This is a genomic window from Stenotrophomonas sp. C-A, from assembly GCF_054030835.1.
The window spans coordinates 3,669,132-3,686,919 of record NZ_CM132916.1 but is presented as its reverse complement, the minus strand read 5'-3'; the positions used below and the strand labels follow the sequence as shown (position 1 = coordinate 3,686,919).

Genomic DNA, 17,788 nt, shown 5'->3' with positions numbered 1-17,788 from the left:
CGTTGGAGTTGCAAGGACGGGGGGCGAAAGCCCCCCGTTTCTGTTTGGGTGCATCCTTCGGTCACTGCAGAGCTATCGACGCTGATTCTCCGCCGATATCGAGTTGTACCCACAGGGCTTGCATGGTGTAGCCCGATAGTGTCTTGTTCACGGTTGAATTATGCGGCTGGGGAGCTCGCAATGAACCGCATCACCAACGGTCACGGTCCGTGGCTGCTTCTGATCTTTGTTCTTTCTGGGTTCGCCGGGCTGATCTACCAGTCCATCTGGACGCAGTACCTGGGGTTGTTCCTTGGGCATTCCTCGCATGCGCAGTCTCTGGTGCTGATCCTGTTCATGGGCGGCATGGCGTTGGGCGCGTGGCTGGTCAGCCGGCGCAGCGCGTTGCTCCGGCGGCCGTTGATGGCCTATGCCGTCATCGAACTGGTGATCGGTGTGCTCGGCATAGGCTTCGACGGGCTGTTCCAGGGCGTGACTGGTTGGGCATACACCCACCTCATGCCCGGCATGGAAGGGTCGTCCTCCACGGCGCTGCGCTGGGTGCTAGCGACCGCGTTGGTGTTGCCGCAATGCGTCCTGTTAGGGGCGACCTTTCCGCTGATGAGCGCCGGCTACATACGCCTGCAGCCGATGGCACAGGGCGAGGTACTTGCTGGACTGTACTTCTCCAACAGCCTGGGCGCGGCGGCCGGTGCTCTGGCGGCGACCTACCTGCTGCTGCCGGTCGTAGGTCTGCCTGGCACCGTGCTCAGTGCGGGCCTGCTCAACATCGTCGTAGCCATCGTGGTCTATCCCTTGACTCGCGACGCCAGTGCCCCGGCCGTGATTTCCAGTCCGTCGCTCGCGCCGACGTCCGACGGGCCCCGCCGCAGTGCGGTGCCGGTGCTGTTGGTGCTTCTGGTGGCCGCCGGTACAGGTGCATCGTCGTTCGTCTATGAGATCACCTGGGTGCGCATGCTGTCGCTGGCACTGGGCACCACGCTGCATTCCTTCGAACTGATGCTGGCGGCCTTCATCCTCGGTATCGCCTTTGGTGGGCTGTGGCTGCGCCGCCGTGCCGACCGCATGCAATCACCGCTGCGGGTGGCCGGCTGGGTGCAGGTCTGGATGGGGCTGGCCGCGCTGGCCTCGATGTTCGTGTACGCCCAGGCCTTTGACTGGGTGGGCTGGTTGATGCGGGTCATCGTGCGCAGCGCCGACGGATACGTGCTGTACAACCTGGCCAGTGCGGTAATTGCCGGGCTGGTGATGTTCCCGGCCGCGTTCTTCGCTGGCATGACGCTTCCGCTGCTGACGCTAGCGCTGCTGCGCAGCAGCCACGGCGAGCGCTCGATCGGCCAAGCCTATGCCTCCAACACGCTGGGCGCGATAGTGGGTGTGCTGGCGGCCATCCACCTGTTGATGCCCCTGTTGGGCTTGAAGTACGCCTTGCTGGTGGCCGCGCTGGTGGATATCACGCTTGGCTGGGTGCTGCTGCAGCGCGTGCGAGCGCCGCATGAGGGCGGGCTGCGTTCGCCGGCATGGCAGGCTGGTGCCTTGGGCATCGCCGGCATGATCGCGGCGGTGCTGCTGGTGCGGTTCGACCCACTGGTACTCAATTCCTCCGTCTACCGCCATGGCAACGTGCGCTTGGCCGATACCGCGCGAATGCTGTTCTCCCGCGATGGGCAGACCGCCACCGTGGCGGTCTACGAGAATCCGCACGCGGGCGGCCAGATGCGTGCCATTGCCACCAACGGCAAGGTGGACGCGGCCATGTCGGTGTCGATGCAGCAGGCGCCGACCAGCGACGAGTCGACCATGATCCTGCTGGCGGCACTGCCGCTGGCACTGCGCGAGGACTACCAGCGCGTCGGCGTGATCGGCTTCGGTTCCGGGCTCAGCACGCACACGCTGCTGGGCGATGGTCGCGTTGGTCGGGTGGACACGGTGGAGATCGAACCGGCCATGGTCGAGGGCGCACGCCTGTTTGGTAAGCGTGTCGAACGTGCCTTTAAGGACTCGCGTTCGCATGTGGTGATCGACGACGCGAAGTCCTATTTCGCTGCGAGCCCACGCAAGTACGATCTGATCATTTCCGAACCCTCCAACCCGTGGGTAGGCGGCACGGCGGCGCTGTTCAGCGATGAGTTCTATGCGTTCGTGCCGCAGCAGCTCAACGAAGGTGGCGTGTTCGTGCAGTGGCTGCAGATGTATGAGATCACGCCCGAGCTGGTCAGTTCGGTGCTGGCAGGCATGTTGGAGCAGTTCTCCGATGCGCGCGCCTACCTGGCCAACCGCGGCGACCTGATCCTCGTGGCAACGCCGAAGGGCAAGTTGCCGCCGATGAACGACAGCCTGTTCCAGCAACCTGCACTACGTGCAGAGCTTGCGCGCATCGGCGTGCATTCGCTGGCGGACTTGCAGGGCACGCTGTCGATGGACGACGCTGCGCTGAGAGCCTTCGTGCCGTTGTATCCGGCCGCGCGCAATTCCGACTACTTCCCTACGCTGAGGCTGAAGGCACCCGTGGCGCGCTTCCAGCGCGCGTTCACCCGTGACTTCCAGGAAGTGATGGTGGCGCCTTGGGCGGTCGTGGCTCGGGCCGATGACACGCGTGTGGGTGGCGAAGCGCAGGATCGCGCCCAGCCCGCATCGAGCCGCGATGACAAGCGTCCTGCCGCGCGGGCGCTGGCCGCTTTCCTGCAAGGCAATGCCGGACCGTCGCAGGATGTCAGTGCCGCTGACTGGCTGCGTGCCCAAGCGCTGCGTGGGCTTGCAGCTCGCTGCGAGCTGGACAAGGCGCCGCTGGAAAGTACTCAGTTGTTGTTCGCGCTGTTCAGTGATACCTCGCCGTTCCTGGCGGCCGAGCAACGTGCGGCGCTGTGGTCACAGCGAGCGTGGATGGACTGCTCGCCGCAGGATGCGACCGTGTCTGCCAGCCTGGCGCTGGTCGCTGCGGCGGCCACCGACGATCACCACACCGTACTAACGGAAGGACGTCGATTGTTGCAGGGCGAGCATGGTCCGGCTCTGCTGGCCGATGCCGGCTCGGGCTATTATCTGTTCGGTGCAATGCAACATGCCGCACGGTCGCTGGGGGATACCGCAGCGTCGCGGCAGCTGACGGACCAGTACTGGCAGGCGCTTGCGCCTGACGCTCGAAGGAACGGGCCACTGCGCCTGCTGAGCTACCTGGCCTCCACCGGCCCGGTTCCGGCTGCAACCGCTGATTCCCAGCCGTCAGGGCAAAAGTGATACGAGGAAGACCATGAGCGTTGTTTCCCCTCCCAACCTCGTCGGCATCACCGGCCTGGCCCGCCGTCTGGTCCAGGACGGTGCCCTGGATGAGGCCTCTGCCCGCGACGCCATGGCCAAGGCCACGGCGGCCCGTCAGCCGCTGCCGACGTGGTTCGCGCAGAACAAGCTGGTCAGTGCTTCGCAGCTCGCTGCCGCCAATGCGGTCGAGTTCGGCATGCCCCTGTTCGACGTGTCCACCTTCGATGCCAGCCAGAACGCGATGAGCCTGGTCAGCGAAGAGCTGCTGCGCAAACACAGCGTGCTGCCGCTGTTCAAACGCGGCGGCAAGCTGTTCGTGGGCACTAGCAACCCGACCCATGCGCTGGATGAGATCAAGTTCCACACCAATCTGGTGGTGGAGCCGATCCTGGTCGATGAAGACCAGATCCGCCGCACGTTGGAGCAATGGCACGCCAGCCATGACACCATCGGCGACGCGCTGAGCGGCGACGACGATGGCATGGCCAACCTTGACGTTGGCCTGGGTGACGAAGACAACGCGGGCGGCGACTCCGGCATCGACGCCAAGGGTGACGACACCCCGGTGGTGAAGTTCGTCAACAAGGTGCTGGTCGATGCCATCCGCAAGGGCGCATCAGACATCCACTTCGAGCCCTACGAAGACGATTACCGCGTGCGCCTGCGCATCGACGGCCTGCTGAAGATGGTGGCGCGCGCGCCTGTGAAGTTGAACCAGCGCATTGCCGCGCGTTTGAAGGTGATGGCGCAGCTGGACATCGCCGAGAAGCGCGTGCCGCAGGACGGACGCATCAAGCTCAACCTGTCCAAGACCAAGCAGATCGACTTCCGCGTAAGCACGCTGCCGACCCTGTTCGGTGAAAAAGTGGTGCTGCGTATCCTCGATGGCAGCGCGGCCAAGCTGGGCATCGACAAGCTGGGCTACGAACCGGACCAGCAGAAGCTGTTCCACGACGCCATCCACAAGCCGTACGGCATGGTGCTGGTGACCGGCCCGACCGGTTCGGGCAAGACCGTGTCGCTGTATACCGCGCTGGGCATCCTCAACGACGAGACGCGCAACATCTCCACCGCCGAAGACCCGGTGGAAATCCGCTTGCCCGGCGTCAACCAGGTGCAGCAGAACAACAAGCGCGGCATGACCTTCGCCGCGGCACTGCGCTCGTTCCTGCGACAGGATCCGGACATCATCATGGTCGGCGAAATCCGCGACCTGGAGACGGCCGAGATTGCGATCAAGGCGGCGCAGACCGGCCACATGGTGCTGTCCACGCTGCATACCAACGATGCGCCGCAGACCATCGCGCGCCTGATGAACATGGGTATCGCCCCGTACAACATCACCAGCTCGGTGACGCTGGTGATCGCGCAGCGCCTGGCACGCCGGTTGTGCGGCAACTGCAAGCGCCCGGCCAACCTGCCGGATCATGCGCTGCTGGCCGAGGGTTTCACCCAGGCGCAGCTGGACGCGGGCATCCAGTTGTACGAGGCGGTGGGCTGCGATGAGTGCACCGAGGGCTACAAGGGCCGAACCGGCATCTACCAGGTGATGCCGATGACCGATGAGATCGCCACCATCGTGCTGGCCGGTGGCAACGCGCTGCAGATTGCCGAGGCGGCGCAGCAGATCGGGGTGAATGACCTGCGGCAGTCGGCGTTGAAGAAGGCGGCCGCGGGTGTGACCAGCCTGGCCGAGATCAATCGCGTTACCAAGGATTGATGTAGAGCCGAGCCTATGCTCGGCTGATGGCCCGAAGAGCAGCCGAGCGTGGGCTCGGCTCTACAGTAGATCCACGCCATGCGTGGATGATCGGCCACGGATCCCATAATAGTTCCACGCCATGCGTGGATGGCGCGGTCCCGACCACCGCGCAGCCGAGCATGGGCTCAGCTCTACTCCATTCCCAGCTTCTTCAGCTTGTAGCGCAGCGCGCGGAAGGTGATGCCCAGCTGCGCGGCGGTCCGGGTCTTGTTCCAGCGGTTCTCTTCCAGCGCGCGCTGGATGGCGCTGCGTTCCAGCTGCTCGATGTATGAGGGCAGGGCGGCGCTGCCGGGTTGCAGGTCGGCCACGGCTTCGGCGGGCGCGGCACTGCCCGGCGCACGCGGGGCGTGCTGGGGCAGGCGCAGGTCGTCGGCACCGATGCGGTCTTCTTCGGCCAGTGCCAGCGCGCGTTCCAGAATGTTCTCCAGCTCGCGCACATTGCCCGGGAACGCATAGTGGGCCAGCGCCTCCAGCGCCGACGGCGCCAGCAGCGGGGTGGCACGGCCGTGGCTGCGGGCCAGCCGCGCCAGTACGGCGGCGGCCAGTTCCGGCAGGTCCTGGCGGCGCTCGCGCAGCGGCGGCACCTTCAGTTCGATCACGTTGATGCGGTAATACAGGTCGTGGCGGAAGCGCCCGTCCTCGACCAGTTCTGCCAGGTCACGGTGCGTGGCCGAGAGAATGCGCACGTCCACTGGTTCTTCGGTGGGGGCACCCACCGCACGCACCGACTTCTCCTGGATCGCGCGCAGCAGCTTGACCTGCATCTGCAGCGGCAGCTCGGCCACTTCGTCCAGGAACAGGGTGCCGCCGTGCGCCGCCTGGAACAGGCCGGGCTTGTCGGCATGCGCGCCGCTGAAGCTGCCTTTGCGGTGGCCGAAGAACTCGCTCTCCATCAGCTCGCCGGGAATGGCGCCGCAGTTGACCGGCACGAACGGGCCGGCGGCACGCGCGCCCTGGGCGTGGATGGTGCGAGCGACCAGTTCCTTGCCAACCCCGGATTCACCGAGGATGTAGACCGGCGCCTGGCTGCGCGCGACCTTGCCGATGGTGGTGCGCAACACGTCCATGGCCGGCGAAGCGCCCAGCAGGCGTGCAGCCTGTTCGGTGGCGGGGCCGGGCGCAGGGCGTTCGGTGTTGTTGAGTTCCAGCGCGTGCTTGACCAGGCCACGCAGCACCGAGATGTCCACCGGCTTGCTGACGAAGTCGAAGGCGCCGGCTTTCAGCGCTTCCACGGCCAGGTCCATGCTGCCGAACGCAGTGATCATCGCCACCGGCGTGCGCGGGTAGTGCTGGGCGATCTCGCTGACCAGCTCGATGCCGTTGCCATCCGGTAGGCGCATGTCGGTGATGCACAGGTCGTACGGATTGCTGGCCAGCAGCTCGCGTGCTTCGGCCAGGTTGGCGGCGGTACTGATGCGCAGCCCCATGCGGCCGAGGGTCAGTACCAGCAGTTCGCGGATGTCGCGTTCATCGTCGACGACGAGGGCGCTGCGGGTTTCGTTCATGGGCGTGAAAGATAAACGAGGGGGCTGGAAGCGACAAATGTTTGACGCACAGATTTGGAATCAGGTGGGCAACAGCGTGTGCGGGCCGGGCAGCACCAGGCGGAAGCAGGAGCCACCGGCGGGCACCGGGATGTAGTCGAGCCGTGCTTGGTTGGCGCGGCACAACTCGCGGGCGATATACAGGCCCAGCCCGGTGCCGTGCTCGGAGGTGGTGAAGAACGGACGGAACAACTGCGCGGCCACGCTCTCGGGAATGCCGGGGCCGCGGTCCATCACGTCGATCACCGCGCTGCGCTCGTGCTGCGCCACGCGCAGGCGCACGCGCGCCGGCTGCTGGCCGATGCGGCCGTACTTCAGTGCGTTGTGCACCAGCACGGTCAGCACCTGGTAGAGGTGCTTGGTATCGACCTGCGCCATCACCGCCGTGTCGCTGATGATCGGTTCGATGCTGTCGGTTTCCAGCGTCTGGCCCTGCTTGTACTCCAGCACGAAGCGGCGCACGAAGGCGACCAGGTCGACGTTCTCGGGCGTGGCGCGTTCGCGCCGTGCCAGCCCCAGCACGCTCTCGACGATGCCGTTGGTGCGCTGGCATTGCTGGCGGATGATCTGCAGCAGGCGGCGGTCGCTTTCGTTGAAACCGGTGCCTTCTTCCAGCAGCTGCACGGCGTAGTTGATTGCCGCCAGCGGATTGCGGATCTCGTGGGCGAGGCTGGCCGAGAAGCGGCCCATCGCCGACAGGGTGAGCGATTCGGCGCGCCGCGAGACCACGCTGGAAACGTCCAGGAACACCAGGGCCAGCTCGCTGCCGGCCAGCAGGCGGGCGAAGCGTGGTTGCACTTCCGGCTGGTCGGGGTTGAGCTGCAGCGGCAGTTCGTCCTGCGCCCAGCCGTTGCGCCAGCGCTGCAGGCGGCGCGCCAGTTCCGGCGCGGCACTGGCCAGATCCAGGCGTCCTGTCTCACCGATGCCGTCGTTGTCGCCGAGCAGCATCGAGGCCGCTTCATTGGCCAGGGTGATGCGGTTGTCGGCGTCCACCACCAGCACGCCGGTGCGCATGCGGCGGATGATCAGTTCGTTGATCTGGAACAGGTTGGCCACTTCGTCGCCGCGCTGGTTGGCCAGCTGCTGGTTGCGGCGCGCGCGGTTGCCCACCTGGTAGCTGATGAAGGCCAGCGCCAGGTAGCTGGTGGCGAACATGGCCAGCTCGGCCAGCGTGCGGGTGGGGTCGCCGCCTTCGAGCACCTTCCAGAGGTATTCGGTACCGGTGGCCAGGCTGGCAACGATCGCCAGGCCCAAGCCCCAGCTCAATGGCAGCAGGGTGGCGGCAGCGGCGATGTTGAACAGCAGCGACATCGAGATGCCGGCGCTGGCACCGGGCAGGGCATGCGCCAGCAGGGTGGCGGCGATGATGTCCACCAGCACGCTGCTGACCACGATCGGGCGCAGCCAGCGTTCGTTGCGGCCGATCGCCAGGGCCAGCAGCGACAGCAGCAGATAGATGGCCGCGACGGTATCGGCCAGGCGCGGGTGATGGGCCTCGCCGACCATGCCGGACAGGGGGCTGTAGAGCAGGCCGGCGATGACCGCGGCGATCAGCACCCGGTACAGCGCGAAGAAGTACAGCTCACGCCGCGGAATCGATTCGATGCGGTCGATCAATGAAGCACTGGGTGACACGCCGGAACTCCCCTTCTGGCTGCCTGGGTCTGGAATCTGCGGCGGCCCTGCCTGGCATCCCCTGAAGCCGGGCGGGTACGTCGCTTCTCTGTGGCCTGCGGTGGAAGCAGCCGGGCAGGCCCGACACTACACACCTTGGTTGACCAGTATAGGGCCCCCGGCAGGACGCCGCCGGAGCCGCCCGGATCGCGCATTTGGCCCGCCGTGGATACCGGTGGCCAACGGCGGCCCGGGCGCAACTGCCTGAATGACGGTGGAAATCTGGCCGGGTCTGGCGTTTTGTACAGACTTCTTTGCGCCCCGGCGCTCGCTCGGCCACAATAGTGGGCCCGCCGCGGTCCATGCCGGCGCCCCGCCGGGGCCCTGAGGAATTGCGTGCGGTCGTTCCTATTCCCACGGTGACGCATGAATTTCCACGAATACCAGTCAAAACAACTGCTTGCCGAGTACGGCATCCCGGTCCCGGCCGGCAAGGTCGCTGCGACCCCGGACGAAGCGGTTGCCGCTGCCAACTCCCTGGGCCAGGGCCCCTGGATGGTGAAGGCGCAGATCCACGCTGGCGGCCGCGGCAAGGCTGGCGGCGTCAAGTTCTGCAAGACCACCGACGACGTGAAGGCCGCTGCGGCCAAGATGCTCGGCACCAAGATGGCCACCTACCAGACCGCTGGCGTTGAACTGCCGGTCAACCTGGTGCTGGTGACCACCGCCGGCGAGATCGTCAAGGAACTGTACCTGTCGGTGCTGGTCGACCGTGGCACCAAGACCATCACCTACATCGCCTCTTCGGAAGGCGGCGTGGAAATCGAGCAGGTCGCTGCTGAAACCCCGGAGCTGATCCACTCGCTGAACGTCGACTTCGTCGAAGGCGTGCAGGGCTACCACGGCCGTGATTTCGGCTTCAAGCTGGGCCTGACCGCCAAGCAGGCCGGCCAGTTCGCCAGCATCATGGTGAACCTGTACCGCCTGTTCAACGAAAAGGACCTGGCCCTGGTTGAAATCAACCCGCTGGCCATCCTGGACGACGGCAACCTGTACGCGCTGGACGGCAAGTTCGACAGCGACGACAACGCCGCGTTCCGCCAGAAGGCCCTGGTCGCCATGCGCGACAAGACCCAGGAAGATCCGACCGAAGTGATCGCTTCGGAGCTGGACATCAACTACGTCACCATGGACGGCAACATCGGCTGCATGGTGAACGGCGCCGGCCTGGCCATGGCCACCATGGACGTCATCAAGCTCAACGGCGGCGAGCCGGCGAACTTCCTGGACGTGGGCGGCGGTGCCAACAAGCAGCGCGTCATCGAAGCGTTCAAGCTGATCCTGTCCTCGGACAAGGTTGAAGGCATCTTCGTCAACATCTTCGGCGGCATCGTCCGCTGCGACATGATTGCCGAAGGCATCATCGCCGCCGTGAAGGAAGTGGGCGTCAAGGTTCCGGTCGTGGTGCGCCTGGAAGGCACCAACGTGGAAGAAGGCAAGCAGCTGCTGCGTGACAGCGGCATGGCCATCATCCCGGCTGACAACATCAACGATGGCGCCAAGAAGATCGTTGAAGCTGTCAAGAACGCTGCCTGATTCGACACCAAGGAATTCCCATGTCTGTTTTGATTAACAAGAACACCAAGGTGATCGTGCAGGGCTTCACCGGCCAGCAGGGCACCTTCCACGCCACTCAGATGATCGAGTACGGCACCCAGGTTGTTGGCGGCGTGACCCCGGGCAAGGGTGGCACCACCCATATCGACCTGCCGGTCTTCAACACCGTTGCCGACGCCGTGCAGAGCACCGGCGCCAACGCTTCGGTCATCTACGTGCCGCCGCCGTACGCGGCCGACGCGATCCTGGAAGCCGCTGCTGCCGGCATCAAGGTCATCGTCTGCATCACCGAAGGCATCCCGGTGCTGGACATGCTGCGCGTCAAGAACGTGCTGACCCGTTCGCATCCGGACACCGTGCTGATCGGGCCGAACTGCCCGGGCGTCATCACCCCGGGTGAGTGCAAGATCGGCATCATGCCGGGCCACATCCACCAGCCGGGCAAGATCGGCATCGTGTCGCGTTCGGGCACCCTGACCTATGAAGCGGTCAAGCAGACCACCGAAGTCGGCCTGGGCCAGTCCACCTGCATCGGCATCGGTGGTGACCCGATCAACGGCCTGAACTTCGTCGACTGCCTGAAGCTGTTCAATGAAGACCCGCAGACCGAAGGCATCATCATGGTTGGCGAAATCGGCGGTGACGCCGAAGAAGCCGGCGCCGAGTACATCAAGAACCACGTGAAGAAGCCGGTCGTCGGTTTCATCGCCGGTGCGTCGGCTCCGGCCGGCAAGCGCATGGGCCACGCCGGTGCGATCGCCTCGGGCGGCAAGGGCACTGCCGAAGGCAAGTTTGCTGCAATGGAAGCTGCTGGCGTCGTCACTGTGCGTTCGCCGGGCGACCTGGGTGCGGCCATCGCCAAGCTGGTGAAATAAGATCGACTGCCTCTGGCAGCCGATTCTGTAGAGCCGAGCCCACGCTCGGCTTGCTTTGGAAAAGCCGCCCTCGGGCGGCTTTTCTGCGTCTGGCGGCCGCCTGGTCGGCCCATCCACGCACGGCGTGGATCTACTGAGCCAGGGCTGTCCACGCAGTGAGCGCGCCCGGCGCGCGCATGGCACAGCGCTACAATGGCGGCATTGCAACCACAGGCTGGATTCCCAATGGCTTCGATCCGCATCGCGATGGCGCAGTTCGACTTCCCGGTCGGCGATGTCGCCGGCAACACCGAGCGCATCATCGAGATGATCGGCCAGGCGCGCGACGAGTACGGCGCCGAGCTGGTGATGTTCCCCGAGCTGGCGGTGAGCGGTTACCCGCCGGAGGACCTGCTGCTGCGCCCGGGCTTCCTGTACGAGTGCGAGCAGGCGATGACCCGCATCGCTGCCGCCTGCCGTGGCATCACCGCCGTGGTTGGCTGGCCGCAGGCGGCCGGCGCGGTGGTCTACAACGCCGCCAGCGTGCTGCGCGATGGCCTGGTCGAACAGACCTACCGCAAGCGTGAACTGCCCAACTACGCGGTGTTCGACGAGCGCCGCTACTTCGATGTCGATCCGGATGGCGGCAGCTGCGTGTTCGAGGTCAACGGTGTGCCGGTCGGCCTGCTGATCTGCGAGGACCTGTGGTTCGCCGAGCCGTTGGCCGACACCGTGCGCGCCGGCGCGCAGCTGGTGGTGGTGCCGAATGCGTCGCCGTACGAGCGCGGCAAGCATGCCCAGCGCGATGCGGTGCTGGCCGCGCGCACCCGTGAGAGCGGGGCGGCGATCGCCTACCTCAATGTGGTCGGTGGCCAGGACGCGCTGGTGTTCGATGGCGCCTCGGTTGTGGCCGATGGCGACGGTACCGTGCACCCGGCCGCCGCCGCCTTCGTCGACCAGTGGCTGGTGGTGGAGTACGACGGTGAAACCCGCCGCTTCATGCCGCACGTGTGGATGGACGATGGCGACGAGAGCATGGACGCGCTGGCCTGGCGTGCCGTGACCCGTGGCATCCAGGACTACTGCCGCAAGAACGGCTTCAAGAAGGTGTGGCTGGGCCTGTCCGGTGGCATCGATTCGGCACTGGTGCTGGCCATGGCCGTGGACGCGATGGGCGCCGAGAACGTCACCGCCGTGCGGTTGCCGTCGCGCTATACCGCAGGCCTGTCCAATGACCTGGCGGCCGAGCAGTGCCAGGCACTGGGCGTGAAGCTGGAGGCGGTGTCGATCGAGCCGGCGTTCAAGGGCCTGATGGAATCGCTGGCGCCGATGTTCGAGGGCACCACGCCGGACGTGACCGAAGAGAATCTGCAGTCGCGCAGCCGTGGCGTGATCCTGATGGCGCTGGCCAACAAGTTCGGCGGCCTGCTGCTGACCACCGGCAACAAGAGCGAGTACGCGGTCGGTTACGCCACCATCTACGGCGACATGTGCGGTGGCTATGCGCCGTTGAAGGACCTCTACAAGACCGAGGTGTTCGGGCTGTCGAAGTGGCGCAATACCGTGGGCGGTGCACCGGTGATCCCGCCGGCGGTGATCAGCCGCCCGCCGTCGGCCGAGCTGCGCGAGAACCAGTTGGACCAGGATTCGCTGCCGGCCTATGACGTGCTGGATGGCATCCTGTACCGCTACATCGACCAGGAGCAGTCGCGCACGGAGATCGTAGCGGCCGGTTACGACGCGACCGTGGTCGACCGCGTGCTGCGCCTGGTGCGCATCAGCGAGTGGAAGCGGCATCAGGCCGCGCCCGGGCCGAAGGTCTCGCGCCGGGCGTTCGGCCGTGAGCGTCGTTACCCGATCAGCAACGGCTACAAGGGCTGAGGTCCGATCCAGCAGACGACAGGGAGTGCCGGCCGATGGCCGGCAACCCGTTGGCCCTCTCCGGTGGGTGCGGACCCTGGTCCGCACGATGGTCGAAGATCATCCACGCATGGCGTGGATCTACCGGGCTTCGTCGAGCAGCTGTTCGAGGCCGGAGGTTTCCGCAGCTTCGTTGAAGTGGCCGTCCTCAAGCCGTGCACGCACAAATGCCAGGCCATCCGCCGCCGCCGCATCCAGCGTGCCGCGGTGGTCGACCGGGTAGCGGCGGAACGCGACCGGCTCGCCTCGCAGGGCCAGGCCTGCGGCGTACAGCAGCGTGGTCAGATAGGGCACATCGCGGTCCGCGCTGCCATGGCCCAGCATCAGTGGTTGGCTGAAGCCGCGGCGCGGTACGCCGAGATAGTCGTACAACACCGCCCAGATGCCCGGCACGCTGGTCAGCGCTGCAGTGAACATGCTGCCGGTATCCGCACCGTCCAGGGTGGCGGCCAGTTCGCCCAGGCACTGCTCACGTGCCACTGCCACGCGGGCGCGGCCGGTGTCGCTGAGGACGCGGTCGATCTGCGGCGCGACCTGCAGCAGGCCGTCGAGCAGATACGCGTGATACGCGTTGACTGCACCGGGATTGGCGGTGCGGTTTTCGGGCTTCATCACCAGCGCGGTCAGCTCGACGGCGGTGGGCGTACCGGTGGTGAAGCTGCCGCGGTAGTGCAACGCCGGCCCGCCATAGGTAGGGGCGATGTGGCCTGCCGTGAGCGCGGCGGCGCCACCCTGCGAATGGCCGACCGAGACCCAGCGCGGCGACAGCGCTGCGTTGCCCAGGTACTGGCGGCTGGCTTTGACGAGGTCGATGGCGTTGCGCGCGGCAGTGCGCACATGCAGATAGGCATGGTCACCTGGACTGCCGAGGCCCTGGTAGTCCGCGGCGACCACCGCATAGCCCTGAGCCAGGAACTGATCGAGGAAGCGCCCGTCGCGTTCGGGTTGGTAGGGGCCGGACACCGAGGGCGCACAGCGATCCGCAATGCCCTGGGTGCCATGTGCCCAGGACACCACCGGCCAGCCGCCTGCAGGAGCCGCGCCGGCGGGCAGGTAAAGCAGGCCGGTGCCTTCGGCCAGCTGGCCGCGATGATCCGGGGTGCGGTAGTGCAGCTTGTAGGCCTGCGCGGCCTTGGACGGCACCCATGACGCGCGATAGGGGGCAGCAGACAGCAGATCGCCCGGTGCAACCGGTGCGGCGGCCAGGGGGGGCGAGGACAGCGCCAGCAGGGCGGTGGCGAGGAGGCCGGCGAGGGGCCGGAAACGGCGGGGCAGTGGGGTCATGGGGCGCTCCTTGACGGCCGGGATGGCCGTTGCGCCGCAGTGTGGAGGGCCTTGCCCGCGCCGATTGGGACCGGCGTCGCATCCGCCGGGGATTCGTAGAATTCCTAGGTGCCGGCCCCGGTGCGGGTAGGCTGATGAGGAGGGCAGTCCAGCATGGCTCGACGCTACAAAAGAAGAAGGGCCCCTTGCGGGGCCCTCTCTTATTTCTTTTCCAGTCGCGCGTTGCGCTGGCCGGTGCTGGCGGACTTTTCGCCGGCGAACGGGTTCAGCTTGCGGATCATCCACGGGTACTTCGGCCACTTGCCTTCCAGCCACGGGTGGTCCGGCTGGTTCAGCTGCAGGACGCGGCGGGCGTCGTCGGCCAGGGTCTTGTTGCCCAGGTGGGTGTAGGAATCGGCCAGGACGGCGACGGCGTCGTACTGGAACGCGCTCTGCGGGTAGGTTTCCAGCAGGTAGTTGGCGCGGCCGGCGGCCGAGACCCAGGCGCCGCGGCGCATGTAGTACAGGGCGTTGTCGAGCTCGTGCTGGGCGAACACGTCACGCAGCTCCAGCATGCGCTGGCGCGCATCGGCGGCATAGCGGCTGTTCGGGTAGCGGTCCACCACGATGTTGAAGTCCGAATACGCCTGGTGCGGCGTGGACAGATCGCGGCGGCTGGCATCCAGCGACCATACGCGACGCAGGAAAACCGTACTGCGGTTGGAGTTGGCCAGGCCGCGCAGGTAGTACAGGTACGCGATGTTGCGATGGGTCGGGTAGGTACGGATGAAGCGGTCGATGCTGGACACCGCGTCATCGTGCTTGCCGGCCTTGTACTGGGCGTAGGCGGTCTCGATCATCGCCTGCTCGGTGTACGGACCGTACGGATACTGGGCCACCAGGCGGCGGAAGCTGGCTTCGGCGCCGCTCCAGTTGCCACCCTGCATCAGCTTGTGGCTCTTCTCGTACAACTGTTCGACCGGCGTCCCTTCATCGGGGCGATCACCCTTCTTGGCACCACGGTGGCAGCCGGTGGCGGCGATGACCAGCACCAGCAGCAGGGCGGTGAGGCGGACGGGCGCGGAGAGCATGGCGGAGCGTCGGATCATGGGGTCGAGGCGGGACGCGGCTGGAATACGAAGGGTCGATGATAGCCTAGTGTCCTGTCCAGCGACTGAAACCGGCCGCCGGGACCCCAAAATTTCAAAGAATGCCCCCTGCCATGTCTGAACAACCCTCTGAATCGGCCCGCCAGGCCATCGTCCCCGACACCGCTGCCGGCCGCCGTTTCGACGCCGTCGTGGCCGAACTGTTCCCCGAATACTCGCGGTCGCGCCTGACCGAGTGGATCAAGGCCGGTGAGGTCCTGCTGGACGGCGCCCAGGTGCGCCCGCGCGATCCGCTGCGCGGCGGCGAGGTGGTGACCCTCAACGTGGTGCTGGAAACCCAGACCGACGCGCAGCCGGAGGACATTCCGCTGGACGTGCTGTTCGAGGACGAGCACCTGCTGGTGATCAACAAGCCGGTGGGCCTGGTGGTGCACCCGGGCGCCGGCAACCACAGCGGCACCCTGGTCAACGCCCTGCTGTTCCGCGACCCGTCAGTGGCGGTACTGCCGCGCGCGGGCATCGTGCACCGCCTGGACAAGGACACCAGCGGCGTGATGGTGGTGGCCAAGACCCTGGAAGCGCAGACCGCGCTGGTCGAGCAGTTGGCCGCACGCGACGTGCACCGCCAGTACCTGGCCATCGTGATGGGCGCGCTGGTGGCCGGCGGTACCGCTGATGCCCCGATCGACCGCCACCCGCGCGACCGCCTGAAGATGGCCGTGCGCGAGGACGGCAAGGAAGCGATTACCCATTACCGCCTGCGCGAGCGCTTCCGTGCGCATACCGCGCTGGAGTGCCGCCTGGAAACCGGCCGTACCCACCAGATCCGCGTGCACATGGCGCATGTGCGCCATCCGATCATTGGCGACCCGTTGTACGGCGGTGCATTGAAGCTGCCCAAGGGCGCCAGCGACGAGCTGGTGGCCGCGCTGCGCGGCTTCAAGCGCCAGGCCCTGCACGCCGAGACGCTGGAGTTCACGCACCCGATCACCGGTGAGCCGGTGCGCAACACCGCGCCGGTGCCGGACGACATGCTGCACCTGATGAAGGTGCTGCGCGAAGACAGCGAAGCCTTCGCCGCGCGCGAGCGGGACCGCTGGTGATGGCTGCCGCGCTGCCCTTGCTGCAGGCGGACTGGCCGGCGCCTCCGGGCATCCATGCGCTGACCACGCGCCGGCACGGTGCGGGCATTTCGCCGGCGCCGTTCGCGCAGTTCAACCTGGGCAACCGGCACGCGGCCGATGGTGATACCCCCGCCAACGTGGAGCACAACCGCCAGCTGCTGCAGCAGGGGTTGGCGCTGCCGTCGGCCCCGCACTGGCTGCGCCAGGTGCACAGCAGCACCGTGCTGCGCTTCAGCGCGCCGCCGGTGCCCGGCGCCAGCGAACCGGTGGCCGATGCCGCGGTGACCTCGGTGCCGGGCGTGGTGCTGGCGATCCTGACCGCCGACTGCCTGCCGGTGGTGTTCGCCGCCGCCGATGGCAGTGAGGTGGGCGCGGCCCACGCAGGCTGGCGTGGCCTGGCCGACGGCATGCTGGAGGCCACGGTGGCCGCCATGCAGACGCCGCCGGCGCAGCTGCGGGCCTGGCTGGGCCCGGCCGCCGGACCGGCCGACTACGAGATCGGCGAGGAGGTCTACCACGCCTTCGTCGGCCATGATCCGGCCGCCGAAGCGGCGTTCGTGGCGACGCGCTCCGGTCACTGGAAGGTGGACCTGTTCGCGCTGGCCCGCCAGCGCCTGCAGGCGGCGGGCATGGACCCGGCGCAGGTGCATGGCGGCACGGTGTCGACCATGGCCGATCCGGACCTGTATTCGCACCGGCGTGACCGTCGTACCGGGCGTATGGCGACGCTGGCCTGGATCGCGCCCTGACTCCGCCGCTGTTCGCGCGCGTGCTGGGGCCGGCCTTTGCCACCCTGGCCGCGCCGGTGCAGGCGCTGCATGCCGCACCACTGCCGTGCCGCTACGTGGGGCAGGCACGGATCGAGCGGGGACGGCACTGGCTGGTGCCGCTGCTGGCTGCGTTGGCGCGGTTGCCAAAGGACGGAGACGCGCTGCCGACCGAAGTGGCGTTCAGAGCACACGGGCAGGGCGAGCAGTGGGCGCGGCGTTTTGGCCGCGGGCCGATGGTGTCGCGGCTGTGGGCGCATGAGGGATACCTGCGCGAGCAGTTGGGCGCGGTGCGCTTCGAATTTGATCTGCAGGCCCGCGAGGGTGGCATCGACTGGCCGGTGCGGCGGGTCTGGGCGTTCGGGCTGCTGCCGCTGCCGAGGCGCTGGTTTGGTGGCGTGCGTTGCCGCGAAGCCTGGCAGGGTGAGCGTTACACTTTCCTGGTCGATGTGACGCTGCCCTGGGTGGGAGCCCTGATCCGCTATGAAGGCTGGCTCGAACCGCAGTGAGGTTTCCACCGAGACCGGCAGCGCGGTGATCGTATTCGATGGCGTATGCGCGCTGTGCAACCGCTGGGTGCGCTTCCTGCTGCGCTTCGACCGCAGGGGGCGCTATCGCTTTGCGGCGATGCAGGGCGCGCAGGGCAGCGCGATGCTGCGCGCGCATGGGCTGGACCCGCAGGACCCGATGTCGTTCCTGCTGCTGGACGCGCAGGGCGCCTGGACCGATACCGATGCGATCCTGCGCGTGCTGGCGGGGCTGGGCGGCGCCTGGCGTTTGAGCGGCGTGCTGCGGGCAGTGCCGCGCGGCTGGCGTGATGCCGCGTATCGCGCGCTGGCGCGCAACCGTTACCGCTGGTTCGGGCGGCATGACGCCTGTTACCTGCCCGCACCGGAGCAGGCCGCGCGGTTCCTGGATTGAAGAAAAAAGGGGACGGAGGGGATTAAGTCGTTTGT

At 66.9% G+C, this 17,788-nt stretch carries 13 protein-coding genes; 9 read left to right on the top strand and 4 right to left on the bottom strand.

The features are described from left to right. Nucleotides 1-180: 180 nt before the first annotated feature. Together ACW5IY_RS17195 and pilB are read left to right on the top strand one after the other, a co-directional pair. Nucleotides 181-3,237: a fused MFS/spermidine synthase gene (locus ACW5IY_RS17195; RefSeq protein WP_053091875.1), complete on the top strand. Its 3,057-nt coding sequence runs from the start codon at nucleotides 181-183 to the stop codon at nucleotides 3,235-3,237. A 13-nt stretch (nucleotides 3,238-3,250) separates the two neighbouring features. Next, entirely contained in the window at nucleotides 3,251-4,978 is a 1,728-nt protein-coding gene (gene pilB, locus ACW5IY_RS17190; RefSeq protein ID WP_049437291.1) for a type IV-A pilus assembly ATPase PilB, read from the top strand. 173 nt (nucleotides 4,979-5,151) lie between these two features. Here pilB and ACW5IY_RS17185 read toward each other — a convergent pair whose 3' ends face one another. Next, a complete protein-coding gene (locus ACW5IY_RS17185; RefSeq protein WP_049437289.1) occupies nucleotides 5,152-6,525 on the bottom strand; it encodes a sigma-54-dependent transcriptional regulator in 1,374 nt (457 codons plus the stop codon). A 60-nt stretch (nucleotides 6,526-6,585) separates the two neighbouring features. Continuing rightward, on the bottom strand, nucleotides 6,586-8,199 hold the full coding sequence (locus ACW5IY_RS17180) for a sensor histidine kinase (protein WP_457326802.1): 1,614 nt from the start codon (nucleotides 8,197-8,199) through the stop codon (nucleotides 6,586-6,588). A 405-nt stretch (nucleotides 8,200-8,604) separates the two neighbouring features. Here ACW5IY_RS17180 and sucC point away from each other — a divergent pair, with 405 nt between their 5' ends. The 3 genes from sucC to ACW5IY_RS17165 all read left to right on the top strand — a co-directional run bounded on the left by sucC (nucleotide 8,605) and on the right by ACW5IY_RS17165 (nucleotide 12,530). Further along, complete coding sequence (gene sucC / locus ACW5IY_RS17175; protein ID WP_004154430.1) at nucleotides 8,605-9,774, top strand: ADP-forming succinate--CoA ligase subunit beta; 1,170 nt, start codon at nucleotides 8,605-8,607, stop codon at nucleotides 9,772-9,774. A gap of 20 nt (nucleotides 9,775-9,794) precedes the next feature. Beyond that, nucleotides 9,795-10,670, top strand: a complete 876-nt coding sequence (sucD, locus tag ACW5IY_RS17170) for a succinate--CoA ligase subunit alpha (RefSeq protein WP_005410793.1) — start codon at nucleotides 9,795-9,797, stop codon at nucleotides 10,668-10,670. Between the two features lie 225 nt (nucleotides 10,671-10,895). Then, nucleotides 10,896-12,530, top strand: coding sequence for an NAD+ synthase (locus ACW5IY_RS17165; protein WP_049437286.1), 1,635 nt, complete (start codon nucleotides 10,896-10,898; stop codon nucleotides 12,528-12,530). 120 nt (nucleotides 12,531-12,650) lie between these two features. Here the strand turns inward: ACW5IY_RS17165 and ACW5IY_RS17160 are convergent, their stop codons facing one another. Beyond that, nucleotides 12,651-13,853, bottom strand: a complete 1,203-nt coding sequence (locus ACW5IY_RS17160; RefSeq protein WP_049437284.1) for a lipase family protein — start codon at nucleotides 13,851-13,853, stop codon at nucleotides 12,651-12,653. Between the two features lie 200 nt (nucleotides 13,854-14,053). After that, the gene (locus ACW5IY_RS17155) at nucleotides 14,054-14,941 is read right to left on the bottom strand and encodes an outer membrane protein assembly factor BamD (protein WP_029379759.1); all 888 of its coding nucleotides are present in this window, start codon (nucleotides 14,939-14,941) and stop codon (nucleotides 14,054-14,056) included. A 113-nt stretch (nucleotides 14,942-15,054) separates the two neighbouring features. Here ACW5IY_RS17155 and rluD point away from each other — a divergent pair, with 113 nt between their 5' ends. Genes rluD through ACW5IY_RS17135 form a run of 4 tightly spaced genes read left to right on the top strand, consistent with a single transcriptional unit; the run spans nucleotide 15,055 to nucleotide 17,753 of the window. Beyond that, on the top strand, nucleotides 15,055-16,044 hold the full coding sequence (rluD, locus tag ACW5IY_RS17150) for a 23S rRNA pseudouridine(1911/1915/1917) synthase RluD (protein ID WP_010481528.1): 990 nt from the start codon (nucleotides 15,055-15,057) through the stop codon (nucleotides 16,042-16,044). After that, nucleotides 16,044-16,814 carry a peptidoglycan editing factor PgeF gene (gene pgeF, locus ACW5IY_RS17145; protein ID WP_049437282.1) on the top strand — a complete coding sequence of 257 codons (771 nt, stop codon included), beginning with the start codon at nucleotides 16,044-16,046 and terminating at the stop codon, nucleotides 16,812-16,814. Before rluD ends, pgeF begins: the two co-directional genes overlap by 1 nt. Nucleotides 16,815-16,834: 20 nt before the next feature. Continuing rightward, nucleotides 16,835-17,341, top strand: coding sequence for a DUF4166 domain-containing protein (locus tag ACW5IY_RS17140; protein ID WP_049437281.1), 507 nt, complete (start codon nucleotides 16,835-16,837; stop codon nucleotides 17,339-17,341). Next, nucleotides 17,316-17,753 (top strand): thiol-disulfide oxidoreductase DCC family protein, encoded by a 438-nt coding sequence (locus tag ACW5IY_RS17135; protein WP_049437280.1) that lies wholly within the window; start codon nucleotides 17,316-17,318, stop codon nucleotides 17,751-17,753. Before ACW5IY_RS17140 ends, ACW5IY_RS17135 begins: the two co-directional genes overlap by 26 nt. Nucleotides 17,754-17,788 lie beyond the last annotated feature (35 nt).